This is a genomic window from Halococcus salifodinae DSM 8989 (assembly GCF_000336935.1).
GTDB classification, from domain to species: Archaea; Halobacteriota; Halobacteria; order Halobacteriales; family Halococcaceae; genus Halococcus; species Halococcus salifodinae.
This window is the reverse complement of sequence record NZ_AOME01000092.1, coordinates 1-12,339: the sequence shown is the minus strand read 5'-3', so window position 1 is coordinate 12,339 and position 12,339 is coordinate 1. Positions and strand designations below refer to the sequence as shown.

Below are 12,339 nucleotides of genomic sequence, written 5' to 3'. Positions count from 1 at the left end.
GTTCAGAGTTCACCTCCGTTCGTTGTGACCGACACGCTACATCGTATCTTTCCGTGAGTTGACCGCTGGANTTGGTCGCGTCGGAAAACCGTTCAGAGTTCACCTCCGTTCGTTGTGACCGACACGCTACATCGTATCTTTCCGTGAGTTGACCGCTGGAGGAACTCATCGAAGAACTCGCGGTAGTATTCGGGATTCGCGTATTTCGTGAGAGACAACTGCAACAGCGTATCTAACCCTTCTTCGCTCCACTGCATCCAGTCACGCTTGCATCGTTTGGCTACCTCTCCCATTGCTCGTTCGACAGGGTTCGAGGTCCACGGCCCCTCGAACCCGTCTATCGCGTCCTCAGCAAACGTCACCATCGAATCCAGTCCACTACGAAGGTACGATGCGGCTTTCGGCGAGGAGAGTTGCTCTAACTGCCATGCTGTCTTCCCTATGCGCTCTTTCGTTCGGGCGATCCGCTCGCGGATCGCCGAATACTCCTCTTGTGGACGATGTTTCTCGACAGAGTTCTTCAGGTGGAACAACTCTCCAGAGACTTCCGAAACGATCTCGTTACGGTCCTCCAATGAGAGCGCGCCGTCGTCCCACAGCTTGTAGCCAAGTGTGCGCGGAACGTGAGACAAATCGAGTTGATGATCGCGTGTATCTGTTTGAAAGGCCCCAACAAGGCTCTTTTCGGCGTCACTGACGACTTTCGCGTCGTCAGTGATCGCCTCAGCAGTATCCAGAGTATCCGCAATCTCACTCCAGGGAGTATTCACCGAGACATCAAGCACTGATCGTGACGCTGCTTCAGTGTCTTCTGCGAGCGTTACTCGTACGTCGTGGTACTCACGGTCCTCGTCCTGACTGTAGCAGTTGGTTCCGTCAGGGATGATCGTTTCAGCATCAGATCCGGCAATGCGGCTGGAAACGAACTCTGTGAGTTTCCTGCCGCACTCGGTCACGCGATCGCGGATGGTGTCCTTCGAGGGCGTCCTTTCGAGGTCCTCGGCATGTGTGGCTGCATCACGGTAGGAGAGAGCCGTCGCAAGATCGACTGTTCGCGCAGCGATATCCTGCTGATATCGCTTCTTTCCGTTGAAATCGACGAATTGTTCGATGGGGCGGAAGTGAGCGTTCTCGTCGTCAGTTGCCGCAGTGTCTTCGACGTAGCTAAGGGAGAACTCGTGCTCGCCGACGGTAGTAACCGCCGTGCGAATCTTCGTTGTCGAGCGTTGGAATCGGTTGGTTCCGTTTCCCTGTGCGTGTTTTTCGCCACAGTACGCCTCAACGAGTACGTCGTTGAGGCTTTCGATGATCGCTTCGAGCAGCGTCGATTCGAGACGCTGCTCGGTCAGAAACTCCGCGAAGGCGGCAAGTGGGTACTGTTCAGTTGGATCAATAGTCAGAACGAAGTGTATCGTGACCGTAACCTCAATCGGGGACTCGTTCACGTTCATCAATCAGTCCCCATTCCTTCAAGGAGTCAGCTACGACTTCGTTTCAGCGACTGCCCAGACGGTTCTGAACGATTTTCCGACGCGACCAANCAATCAGTCCCCATTCCTTCAAGGAGTCAGCTACGACTTCGTTTCAGCGACTGCCCAGACGGTTCTGAACGATTTTCCGACGCGACCAAGTTATTCGTCGTTTTCCTGTTCATCGTCCTCGTGGTACTGCTGATCGAACTCCTCGGGGTCGGTGAAGCGGATTTGCTCGTTGACATGGTAGATCTCGCCGCGATTGTATAGTAGGTCGAGGACGTGCTCGATGTCGCCGTCAGTCAACTCTTCGTCGGTATCTTCGAGCACCGCCCACGCAGTGTCGGGGGAGATCTCTCGACGTCCGTCGTCGGTCTCAGGTACGGCCTCGCGTAGGACATCGTAGGCTTCGACGGCGTAGGAGGGAAGAGGACGCCGTTCGATCATATGTTCATCGTATTCGTCGAGAACGTAAAAACTACGTCAGACGCTCAGCAGACGCACTCACTCGATGGAGCCAGTTCGACAGCCCCAAACACCTGTTTCCGAAGATGGCTTCGGACAGCGTGACTACCAACTCTTGATTCATGCACCCCAACTCACCACTCGTCACAACACTTTATCTCCTCACCTCGAAAAGGTATAAGTACGAGTCGGTGGGAGCAACTGAAGCATGGCTGACCTCATCGTTCAAGCGGCAGTCAAAGACCAGCTCACGGACCACAACGTGTCGTCGGATTTTTATGACGCCCTCGACGGCGAGGTGAAAGATCTGCTCGCCGATGCCGCTCAGCGTGCGGAAGACAACGATCGCAAGACCGTCCAGTCCCGCGATCTTTAACTAAGTCGAACGCAGCGCAGTGCCTGACCGCTTCGAGTAGGAGTGGCGATCCAGCAGATCGTTCCCTGACATTCAATAGAGGATCGGCATCCCTGCTCTCGGATGCGTTCGGACTGTGTGGAGTGTGAGGAGTGGTTCCCTCGTCCCGACAGAGTGGATGGTACAGTCTCGGTACGGATCGTACCGTCTTCGCTGTTGATCACAGTTACTCAATTTCGCCCTTAGTGCTTCCTTGTACTACGGCTCTCAGCCGTAGTCGGTTGTACTGCGCTTTGAGCAGCCTCTCTAACGCGTACCTCTGATTTCGCCAGCAAGATAGCCAAAATGTAAATAGCGGTTGGTCTCGAATCGTCTCCATGGCGAGTGCTTCACAGGTCGCGCCGACGGTGGCTGAGGTGTATCGAGCGAGCTTCGTGGATGTGCCCGCATCGAACGAGATATACGTAGCTGGCCTCGGTGAGGACTCGACTGCAGGACTCATCGAAGTACTAGCTGATCTCGACGAGCCACCCACAGTTTGGCTGCTCGCACGAGAGTCCCATCTGAAATGGCTGCGTCGAGATTTCCAACTCGCGAGTACCGCTGCGGATCTGGTGGCTGACGAGACGTTATCACTTCGCGTCACCGAAGACGAGTTCGAGAGCGGCCTGGTGGTGGGCGAGGACTCGGTGATTTCGCTCGTCCAGACCGCCGATCAGGTTGCGGGTCTCAGGACTGACGACGCCGAGTTCGTCGCGGCGATGCGCGAGCGGTGCGACGAATCGTGGGAGGATACTACCCCGTTCGACTTGCGGACCCCAGCGCGATCACGGGTCTACGAGACGCTCGCCGATACGTTCGGCTCCGAGGTCGAAGCTGACTTCCGCGCGATGCTTGAGGCCGTCAAGACGACTCGAAGTGATGGCAACGCTCTCAACGAGGTGGACCTGACGCTGCTCGCAGCCGCAGCCCACGAAATTCAGCTCTATGAGATATCGAGGTGGGGCGAGGATGCGGGCGTCGCAAGTAAAGCGACGTTCTCGCGGGCGAAAAGCCGACTTGAAAAGCCCGGATTGATCGCGACCGAGAAAGTGCCGATTGACGTGGGGCGGCCACGGCTGCGCCTCCGGCTTGGCGACGACCAACTGCGTGGTGTTGAGGCGAGTGATCTTCCAGGTGCTGCCCAGGAAATGCTCGCCTCAGCCCCAGCCTAGTCGATCGGCTGATCGAAGCCGGATTTCCGCGGGCCGACATATTTTACTGTGGGAATAACCATATCGGGGATATGTACGATCTGACTGGGTTCCAGCGTGACCTCCTCTACGCCATCGCAGGCCAGGACGACCCCCATGGGTTGGCGGTCAAAGACGAACTCGAGGAGTACTACGAGACCGAGATCCACCACGGCCGATTGTATCCGAATCTCGATGATCTGGTCGAGAAAGGACTGGTCGACAAAGGCCAGATCGATCGCCGGACCAACTTCTACGAGATCACACAGCGTGGTCGGCGTGAAATCGAGGCTCGTCGTGAGTGGGAAGACAAATACGTCTCTATTGGAGCCTGAGACACCACTGATTCACGCCGATGTCCATGAATCCAGGTTCTGTTCCACGTCAACGACACAGAAAGGCCTCCCAGTCATCATCAATTCGTGACGAGGGAGTGTAATGGTCGAAATCTCTGATCGGCTAAGGTGTCTGTTCAGCACGACTGTCGAGCAGCGCGGTGACTCGCACGAGGTCACGATTCCACGCGAGGAACTCACCCACGGCGAAGTAGACGTCGGCGAGACCTATCGCGTGGTCGTCCTGCCACAGGCCGGCTTACACTCGCAAGCGACAGCGGACGACGACCAACAGTCGGAGAGGGATCCCACCGAAGACAGTGAGCGCGCACCGCCAGTTGAGGAGGGCGACCTCCGCGAAGTGACGATCGAAACGATCGGTGATCAAGGGGATGGGATCGCGAAACTTGACCAGGGGTACGTGGTGATCGTACCGGATACTCAACCCGACGATGTGGTGACCGTCGAGATCACCCAAGCCCGCGAGAACGTGGCGTTCGCACAGGTTCGCGATGGAGCCGACTCAAATGAATCGACTGACTTCGACGACTCGCTTGCGAATGAAACGCTTGGTGAGGGAGAGTGAGTGGTCTCATCAATCGGAGGAGTCCAGAACTATAGCCCGACGTATTATATGGGGATAGACGGAAGTGTGGCCATGGCATTAGGGACTGTCCTCTTAGCGGTCGGGCCAGGTGACGCTGATCGAATCGATCGACTGGCTGAAGAGACGATTGACATCGCTGGGCCGTCGGACGCAACCGTCGTGCTCGGCCACGTCTTTACCGACGAGGAATATGCCGAATCCCTCGATCGACTTGGATTCGACACGACGAGTGGAGAGGTATCACCGGACGATGTAGCGAGCCGACACGCTACGATCCGTGAGCTCATCGGTCAGCTTGACGAGGCCAGCGTCGAACATGCTGTCGGCGGTGCGATCGGCGGCCACGGCGACAGCATCGTGGGGCTGGCAGAAAAAGCAGATGCCGATCTTGTTATCGTTGGCGGCCGGCAGCGCTCGCCCGCCGGTAAGGCAGTCTTCGGCTCTACTGCTCAGGAAGTGATGCTTTCCGCACCCTGTCCCGTAACATTCGTGCGTGCCGATACATCCTGAGCGCTTCTACAGATCCAACTATTCACCAATAGCGGCTGAGACACAACCCCGGTTTGCCGTTCAGGGTGGATTCTCGAACATACGTAGACAGCTGGATCAATCGCCACGTTTTTGAGAGACTGGGCGAACGCGCGGCGTGGAATCCCTGAGCTGAGCAATCGTTTCCTGCAACGTGCTTCGACTCACCAGCGAGAAGCCAGTAACGACAGCGAAAAAACCAACGACGGTCACAGTGTCGATCGTGGGTAGAGCCACTTCTTCTCGCCATCGACGGTGATCTGTTTCTCGTCGACGGCGACCCGCGACGGCTCTGCCTGGGCCACCGAGCAGATAGATGCTGACCGCGCTCATCTCAGAGCCGAACTCTGGATGCGGGAACGTGCTCCCGGTATTCATGACCTCCAGCAGGCCGTTCTTGCACAGTTGGAAGACTTCGACCAGAACGGCCTTCTCGATGTTCTCACGGTTAACACATGGAGAGAGTACATCGCGACGGCCAGTAGCGGATATCCGGATGGGACCGCATCGACGGCACTCGACAAAGCCCACGAGTTCGAAGCGTGGGCTGACCAAAACAGCCACAGTCTCTAGTCCGGGTTCCAGCGTCGCGAACAGTCGTCACTGGCTACCGACACCACTCAAGAAGTCATTGCACCGCCGATGCTCTATCTTGCCGTCTACGAAGACGAGACCCTCCGCGAGGTGTCGCCGTACTCGGGTCCTGCCAGACACCGCACGATCACTGAGTTCCTCAACTCACTCGGCGCATCCGATACCTCATGACCAGCGAGTATCTGTATCAACACAAATCGCCTCGCACAGAATTCTCCGAATCGAATTTCTTCCGGGGGATATCTGCTCCTCTTTTCGCTGGTTTGGTACTCTGCACCAGCAGTACCTGCATTATAGAATATATATTTTCTCACCGGAATACTTATCACACTTAACAGCGATCATGATGGTCAATGGGAGAATGTGATAGACCTGACTGGTGCCAATCGGGCTGCAGACGGCACGTAGGTAGAGCGAGCGGCATGCAGAGCGATGGGTGAGGTCGCCTCTCCTCGATCAACCCACAGCAAGCAAATGACGGATACATATACGTGCGTGGTAACGGGTGCATCGCGAGGGATCGGCCGCGGGATCGCTGAAACGCTCGGCGATCAGGGTGCTAACGTCGGTGTGAACTACCGATCATCGGAGGCCGACGCCTACGAGGTGGTTGACGCGATTGAGGACGCGGGCGGGAGCGCGATTCCACTCCAAGCTGACGTCGCCGAAGACACCGCGGTTGAAGCGATGTGCGATGCAGTTCATGATGCGTTCGGGCCGGTAGATGTCCTCGTGAACAACGCGGGCATCACTGTCGATCGAACGTTTGAGAATATGACTCGCGCGAACTGGGAGCGCGTAATCGACGTGAATCTCGGTGGGGTCTACAACTGCACGCAGGCGTTCTACGACGATCTGCGCGAGGCGAAACACGGCCGGCTCATCAATATCTCATCGGTGGTGGGACAAGAGGGCAACTACGGCCAAGCCAACTACGCGGCCACCAAAAGCGGGCTGTTCGGGTTTACCCGGACTCTCGCGCTCGAACTCGCCAGTTCGGGCACCACCGCGAATTGTGTCGCGCCGGGGTTCGTCAAGACCGACATGCTCTGTGACGTGCCTGATGATGTTCTGGAGAAGATCCTCCAACGTATTCCCTTGGATCGCTTCGCCGAGGTCGACGATGTGGCGGGGATCGTCGGGTTTCTTGCAGGAAAGGAGTCGGCGTACATGACCGGTCAAATCCTCGGCGTTAACGGCGGGATGGAATGGTAACGTGGTGACCGAAGACCCAGCCGCCGTCCCCGACGAGACCGATGCTGAGGCTGACACCGAAACGGACACCGTCGACGCCGACGTTGTGGAGTCGCCGACCGAGGAACTCCGTCGGCGGCGCGCGGAGGCAAAGCGTGGCGGCGGCACCGAGCGCATCGCGGCCCAACACGACCGGGGAAAGCTCACTGCACGCGAGCGGATCGACTACTTCCTTGACGACGGCACGTTCTGCGAGGTCGGCCAGTTCGTCGAACACCGCTCGACCAACTTCGACATGGACGACAAGCAGTACGCAGGCGATGGCGTCGTCACCGGCTACGGTGAGGTCGATGGCCGCACCGTGTTCGTCTTCGCCCACGATTTCACCGTCCTTGGTGGATCGGTCGGGGAGGCGGTCGCCGACAAGATCTGTACGGTGATGGACAAGGCGATCGAGAACGGCGTTCCGATCATCGGGCTGAACGACTCGGCGGGCGCACGCATCCAGGAGGGGATCGACTCGCTCGCAGGCTTTGCGAAGATCTTCCGGCGGAACACGGAGGCAAGCGGACTCGTTCCGCAGATCTCGGCGATCATGGGCCCCTGCGCTGGCGGGGCGACCTATTCGCCCGCGCTGACCGACTTCACGTTCATGGTCGAGGACACCTCCCACATGATGATCACCGGCCCGGACGTGGTCGAAACCGTGACGGGTGAGGAGATCTCGATGTCCGAGTTGGGCGGGGCGACCACCCACGCCACCGAGAGCGGCGTCGCGCACAGGACGTGTAAGTCGGAAGAGGACGCACTCGACGACATCAAGCGCCTGCTTTCGTATCTCCCGCAGAACAACGTCGAGGATCCACCGGCGGTCGAGCCGTGGGACGATCCCGAGCGTGATTCGCCGATGGACGGGATCGTGCCCGACGAACCCCGGAAACCTTACGACGTGACTGCAGTCATCGACGGCATCGTTGACGAGGGGTCGTTCTTCGAAGTTCATGGTGACTTTGTCCGGAACCTCGTGACGGGGTTCGCGCGGATGGACGGCTCTCCGATGGGCGTGGTCGCGAACCAGCCGTGCGTCAACGCGGGCACCATAGATATCGAGGCGAGCCAGAAGGGCGCGCGGTTCGTCCGGTTCTGTGACTCGTTCAATATTCCTGTCCTGACGTTCGTTGACGTGCCGGGATTCATGCCGGGCACCGATCAGGAACACAACGGCATCATCCGCCACGGCGCGAAACTGATCTACGCGTACGCCGAGGCCACGGTGCCGCTGTCGACGGTCATCCTCAGGAAGGCGTACGGTGGCGCGTACATCGTGATGGGATCGAAGCTGCTGGGCGCGGACACCAACTATGCGTGGCCTGGTGCGGAAACCGCAGTGCTGGGGCCGCGCGGTGCAGTCAACATTCTCTATAGTGACAAGATCGCCGCCGCGAACGATCCGGAAGCGACGCGCCAGGCGCTGATGGACGAGTATCGCGAGGAGTTCGCGAATCCCTACTCGGCCGCCAAACGTGGCTACATCGACGACGTGATCGAACCGTGCGAGACGCGCGAGCGCCTGATCCGCGACCTCGGGATGCTCGATCGCAAACGGATCGACAGTCCGTCGAAAGACCACGGTAACATCCAGCTCTGATGGACTCACGCTCCACAGAAACGATGGAAGTAGCTCAGAGCAATCCGTCGCGTTCAAAGAAGCGTTCGACGTTATCGGTCCAACCTATGCTGAGCGGCTCCACGACGCGGGTATCGAGACGCCCGGCGATCTGGCGGCTACCACTGCCGAAACGGTCACAGATCTCGCAGAGATCGCCGGATCACAGGCGGAAGAACGGATCGTTCAAGCTGCCGAGGCCGCGGAGGAATCCTATCTATCGGACGGCACTCAGCCGATTCTCGGTAGGATCAGAGCCCTGATCTCGATTCATTCCGGATTTCACTACTGTGCTGCGCTTCGAAGAGGATGAAACAGAGAATGACTATCTTGTAACCAATCATTCCCCCTACCACTGAGTAGATGTGAATAACAAACAAACACATGAGTCTTTCCGTGTGAGTTCGAAAATCAAGAGATGATGACGAGCCATATCTACGAGTGTGTCAACTGTGAAAACCAAATATGTACCGACAAAGGGGCCTCAGTTGCCTGTCCGGAATGTCGAAGTGTGATGAAGCGCATCCATCAGTAGCAAGGAAGAAAGATTAGAACACAGGATTGATCGTTCGATCTGGGCCCTGCTCCTCATCCGCTCTCCGATAGTACACCGGATTCACGGAAAAATTGCAATTTAAATACAAATAAATCCACGAGTTGATCTGTGGATGAAGCCCGTAAGCTGATACTATGGCTGGTCAATCTTGTTCCCCCCAGTTGGGATCTGTGCGGGCAACAGTGGCCATTTGCTCGGTAGCCGAGCCTAATTTGGCCCCGATGTACGCTCGAAACCGGGCGAGTTCCGTCGTGATCGGCTCACGACCGATGATCGCGAAGCCGCACACGATCGTCACGAACCCGGCGATCGTGAGCGGCGAGATTGTCTCCCCGAGGAGTACCCAGCCACCGAGTGTCGCGACGATCGGGACCACATAGAAAATCATGTTGCCGCGGATCGCGCCGACCTCGTCCAAGAGCCCGAAGTACGCAATAAAGGCAAGCGCACCCGAGAACACGCCAACGTAGCCGAGCGCGACCAGCCCCGCCGGTGTCCACTCGATTAACGCTGGCTGTTCGCCGGCTGCGAGACTCATGAAATGACAGAGTAGTGCCCCGATCGGGAGCCCCCAAGCGGTACGGACACTGCTCGGTAGCGACGAATCCGCCCGTCGAATGAGAACCCCTCCTAGCCCACCGCACACGGCCCCAGCAAGGAGCACGGCCTTGCCGATGACGGCTCCATCGAACAGGTTGGTCGGGTCGATGCTGGCGACCAGCACCACACCGACGAAGCCAAGCAGCATTCCGCCGGCATCGTAGCGGGAGAAGCCTTCGTCTGACACCAACACGGCTGCGAACACCGGTGTCAGGATGGGGTTGAGACTCATAAAGATCGCCCCGACGCCACTGGTCACGGACTGCTGTCCGACGAAGATGAACGCGTTCGTCAAACCGATCGTGAACACACCGGCAGCGAGAATCCCCGCAACATCAGCGCGGGTCCGAGGGAGCCACTTCTCTCGGGGAAATCGCACAAGCACGTACGGAAGCATCAACGCCGTCCCGATATCGAACCGGAAGGCGACGAAGAGCAAGGGAGGGAAATACGCCAGTCCACCCTTGGCAGCAACGAAGGTTCCCCCGAAGAGCGTGCTCGCGACGACAAAGAGGCCAAGTACACGATACCGTGACGCCATTACGCGCTGTCCCGCCAACACAGTAGGTCCGTTCGTTCGCCACTCGTCCAGTCGTCCAGTACAGTATCGACTTCCATTGGATAATAGCAGGTTGGAGCGGATACCTCATATATTCTTTCAGAAAATTATTCAGAGATTGAATGTGCGTGGAGCCGTGGCTAGTATTCATACTATGAATATATTTCAAGGTGCGAAAATATTATACACGAACGGCGGTCAACCCCCACTATGGATGCTGCACTCGAAGAAATCGAGTTCCTGGCGTTGTCGGCGAATCGCGTCGAGGTACTCACCGTTCTCACGGAGGATGCGTACACGCGTCGTGAGCTCGGAAACCACACTGATGCCTCACAACCAACGCTCGGACGGGTGCTCAACGATCTCCGGAACCGACAGTGGATAACTCGCGACGGCGAGGCCTACACTGCAACGGCGACCGGTCAGCTCGTCGCAGCACAGTTTACGGAGCTGTGGGAGACCGTACAGACGGAGCTGAAACTCCGGGAAGTCGTCGAATGGTTGCCGGCGGAACCACTGGGATTCGATGTTCGACGACTCAGTGACGCCACGATCACGGTCCCGAGCCAAACGAAGCCGGGCGCACCTGTCCAGCGCGTGCTCGAACTCCTCCGTGCGTCGAACCACGTCAGTATTTTTTCGCACGCGTTCAACGAACGGAGCCTCGCTGTCGTTCATCAGCGGACACTCGCAGGCGACCAAACTTTCAACGGGGTATTTTCGCCGGCCGCCGTCGACGCACTCGCTCACGACTCGTCGCTGCGCCAGCAGCTCCAGGATTTGCTCGCTTCTGAGGACGCCGAGATCCGTCTCCATACCGACGCCATCCCACTTGCGGTGACGATCACCGATGACGTGACCCATCTGTTGTTGCGCGACGAGGACGGACTGTTGCGAGCGGCCGTGGATACTGACGACGAACACGTTCTTTCGTGGGCGCACGAGCGACACGAGCAGTACTGGAACGAGGCAACGCCACTCGATCCTGCAACGCTGACCGACGAGTAAGAGCGAGCCGCGACTCCGTGTCGGACAGGGAACTGTCGGTGTCTCGGATTCAGCGCGAGATCTGCGATGTCGAACTCGGTTCGTCGTCGGTGCCGCCGTCGGATAGATGGGTCCTCGAAACGGCACTCCGACTCACCAACGATCACGTACCGAAGAGCGAATACCCCATCACTCGAATTTCATCGGCTCGAATTCACGGATCGTCTCGAACACCACGTTCGCATTCGTCCGCTTGATATCGGGATTAGTCACGAACGCATGGACTTGCTCGTTCATTTCGGTGGGACTCTCGTACCGTCCGACTGCAACGAAATCATAATCACCAGTAACTCGATAGATAGTCATCAACCGCTGCTTTTCTCGAAGCCTCGAGGTGATCTCGGTCAGCGCGTTAACCGCAACACATAACTCGAAAATCGCGGTCACATCGAATCCGAATGCTTCGTAGTTCAGACGAGGAATATAGCCTGTGATGACGCCGGTGTTCTCGAGGTGCTGAACGCGATCCTGAATGGTCGAGACGGGGACACCGAGTGTTTCCGCAAACGTACTCAGACCGCCCCACTGCTCTCGAGAGAGGGCGTTCAACAGCTGGATATCGATGTTTCGGAGATTTGTATTATTCATTAATGAATGTGTGATGAGTGTCGACTGTGGCCCGCTCTTACAAGAGCGGCGGAGATCTATTGGGATTTATACTGCATCTGTTCCACGAACGTCATTTCGAATCTGAGCAGCGTTCTCTACCGGCATGACGAACACCTTTCCATCACCGGGTTCGCCAGTCGCGGCACGTTCAACGATGGCATCAACGACATCCTCGGCGGCGATATCCGCGACGACGCATTCGACTTTGACCTTCTGGTGGAGGTCAACCGTGTACTCTTCACCGCGCCACTGGCCTTTCTTCACTGCTCGGCTCTGCACGTTTAAGTCGGAACGCGATGTAGACGGCAATGACGGCCGATGCTTCCGATTACGGACTTCCTGTCCTGCACCGATCCACTGGACGAGTTCGACTCGCTGTCGTATCACCAGACTCAACACGCCAAAACGTACGTGACAGGTCTTGCTGCGGGCCGCAGCAAGACCGTCACCGGGATCGCACGTGAAGTCCTTCCGGCCCAAGGCGACCGAGCACTCAACAAGTTCCTCACTGAATACGACT

Annotated in this window: 14 protein-coding genes and 3 pseudogenes; 11 read left to right on the top strand and 6 right to left on the bottom strand. The window is 57.6% G+C overall.

The features are described 5' to 3' along the window. Nucleotides 1-92: 92 nt before the first annotated feature. Nucleotides 93-1,430: an ISH6 family transposase gene (locus tag C450_RS19355; RefSeq protein WP_394324921.1), complete on the bottom strand. Its 1,338-nt coding sequence runs from the start codon at nt 1,428-1,430 to the stop codon at nt 93-95. Nucleotides 1,431-1,631: 201 nt separating this feature from the next. After that, nucleotides 1,632-1,919 carry a hypothetical protein gene (locus C450_RS19350; protein ID WP_005046565.1) on the bottom strand — a complete coding sequence of 96 codons (288 nt, stop codon included), beginning with the start codon at nt 1,917-1,919 and terminating at the stop codon, nt 1,632-1,634. 226 nt (nt 1,920-2,145) lie between these two features. On the opposite strand from C450_RS19350, the gene C450_RS19345 reads away from it, so the two are divergent. The 5 genes from C450_RS19345 (at nt 2,146) to C450_RS19325 (ending at nt 4,976) form a co-directional block, all read left to right on the top strand. After that, entirely contained in the window at nt 2,146-2,313 is a 168-nt protein-coding gene (locus tag C450_RS19345; protein WP_005046564.1) for a hypothetical protein, read from the top strand. A gap of 356 nt (nt 2,314-2,669) precedes the next feature. Further along, nucleotides 2,670-3,506, top strand: coding sequence for a transcriptional regulator TbsP (tbsP, locus tag C450_RS19340; protein ID WP_005046563.1), 837 nt, complete (start codon nt 2,670-2,672; stop codon nt 3,504-3,506). Between the two features lie 71 nt (nt 3,507-3,577). Next, complete coding sequence (locus C450_RS19335) at nt 3,578-3,859, top strand: PadR family transcriptional regulator (protein ID WP_005046561.1); 282 nt, start codon at nt 3,578-3,580, stop codon at nt 3,857-3,859. Nucleotides 3,860-3,962: 103 nt separating this feature from the next. Continuing rightward, a complete protein-coding gene (locus C450_RS19330; protein WP_005046558.1) occupies nt 3,963-4,445 on the top strand; it encodes a TRAM domain-containing protein in 483 nt (160 codons plus the stop codon). Between the two features lie 72 nt (nt 4,446-4,517). Next, complete coding sequence (locus C450_RS19325; protein WP_049910500.1) at nt 4,518-4,976, top strand: universal stress protein; 459 nt, start codon at nt 4,518-4,520, stop codon at nt 4,974-4,976. A 245-nt stretch (nt 4,977-5,221) separates the two neighbouring features. Here C450_RS19325 and C450_RS21870 read toward each other — a convergent pair. Then, nucleotides 5,222-5,290 (bottom strand): annotated as a pseudogene (locus tag C450_RS21870) (IS6 family transposase); the annotation flags it as partial. A gap of 16 nt (nt 5,291-5,306) precedes the next feature. Here C450_RS21870 and C450_RS23380 point away from each other — a divergent pair. The 4 genes and pseudogenes from C450_RS23380 (at nt 5,307) to C450_RS23090 (ending at nt 8,761) form a co-directional block, all read left to right on the top strand. After that, nucleotides 5,307-5,759: pseudogene (locus tag C450_RS23380) on the top strand (HTH domain-containing protein). 303 nt (nt 5,760-6,062) lie between these two features. Then, nucleotides 6,063-6,803, top strand: coding sequence for a beta-ketoacyl-ACP reductase (locus C450_RS19315; RefSeq protein ID WP_049910494.1), 741 nt, complete (start codon nt 6,063-6,065; stop codon nt 6,801-6,803). Nucleotide 6,804: 1 nt separating this feature from the next. Continuing rightward, nucleotides 6,805-8,430 (top strand): acyl-CoA carboxylase subunit beta, encoded by a 1,626-nt coding sequence (locus tag C450_RS19310; protein ID WP_049910492.1) that lies wholly within the window; start codon nt 6,805-6,807, stop codon nt 8,428-8,430. Then, entirely contained in the window at nt 8,378-8,761 is a 384-nt protein-coding gene (locus C450_RS23090; protein WP_152424548.1) for a helix-hairpin-helix domain-containing protein, read from the top strand. Before C450_RS19310 ends, C450_RS23090 begins: the two co-directional genes overlap by 53 nt. Before the next feature lie 385 nt (nt 8,762-9,146). Here the strand turns inward: C450_RS23090 and C450_RS19305 are convergent, their stop codons facing one another. Next, a complete protein-coding gene (locus tag C450_RS19305) occupies nt 9,147-10,145 on the bottom strand; it encodes a DMT family transporter (RefSeq protein WP_049910491.1) in 999 nt (332 codons plus the stop codon). A gap of 228 nt (nt 10,146-10,373) precedes the next feature. On the opposite strand from C450_RS19305, the gene C450_RS19300 reads away from it, so the two are divergent. Then, on the top strand, nt 10,374-11,171 hold the full coding sequence (locus tag C450_RS19300) for a helix-turn-helix transcriptional regulator (RefSeq protein ID WP_005046542.1): 798 nt from the start codon (nt 10,374-10,376) through the stop codon (nt 11,169-11,171). Nucleotides 11,172-11,339: 168 nt separating this feature from the next. Here C450_RS19300 and C450_RS19295 read toward each other — a convergent pair whose 3' ends face one another. Further along, complete coding sequence (locus tag C450_RS19295; RefSeq protein ID WP_161606985.1) at nt 11,340-11,759, bottom strand: Lrp/AsnC family transcriptional regulator; 420 nt, start codon at nt 11,757-11,759, stop codon at nt 11,340-11,342. A gap of 105 nt (nt 11,760-11,864) precedes the next feature. Further along, on the bottom strand, nt 11,865-12,083 hold the full coding sequence (locus C450_RS23085) for a P-II family nitrogen regulator (RefSeq protein WP_241430436.1): 219 nt from the start codon (nt 12,081-12,083) through the stop codon (nt 11,865-11,867). 54 nt (nt 12,084-12,137) lie between these two features. Between C450_RS23085 and C450_RS19285 the strand changes: the two are divergent. Next, nucleotides 12,138-12,339 (top strand): annotated as a pseudogene (locus tag C450_RS19285) (IS701 family transposase); the annotation flags it as partial.

What these genes read in the sequence shown, in the direction of transcription:
- C450_RS19335 (WP_005046561.1), top strand. Translation starts at nt 3,578, where the DNA reads ATGTACGATCTGACTGGGTTCCAGCGTGACCTCCTCTACGCCATCGCA.
- C450_RS19300 (WP_005046542.1), top strand. Translation starts at nt 10,374, where the DNA reads ATGGATGCTGCACTCGAAGAAATCGAGTTCCTGGCGTTGTCGGCGAAT.
- C450_RS19315 (WP_049910494.1), top strand. Translation starts at nt 6,063, where the DNA reads ATGACGGATACATATACGTGCGTGGTAACGGGTGCATCGCGAGGGATC.
- C450_RS19305 (WP_049910491.1), bottom strand. Translation starts at nt 10,145, where the DNA reads ATGGCGTCACGGTATCGTGTACTTGGCCTCTTTGTCGTCGCGAGCACG.
- C450_RS19330 (WP_005046558.1), top strand. Translation starts at nt 3,963, where the DNA reads ATGGTCGAAATCTCTGATCGGCTAAGGTGTCTGTTCAGCACGACTGTC.
- C450_RS19345 (WP_005046564.1), top strand. Translation starts at nt 2,146, where the DNA reads ATGGCTGACCTCATCGTTCAAGCGGCAGTCAAAGACCAGCTCACGGAC.
- tbsP (WP_005046563.1), top strand. Translation starts at nt 2,670, where the DNA reads ATGGCGAGTGCTTCACAGGTCGCGCCGACGGTGGCTGAGGTGTATCGA.
- C450_RS19350 (WP_005046565.1), bottom strand. Translation starts at nt 1,919, where the DNA reads ATGATCGAACGGCGTCCTCTTCCCTCCTACGCCGTCGAAGCCTACGAT.
- C450_RS19325 (WP_049910500.1), top strand. Translation starts at nt 4,518, where the DNA reads ATGGCATTAGGGACTGTCCTCTTAGCGGTCGGGCCAGGTGACGCTGAT.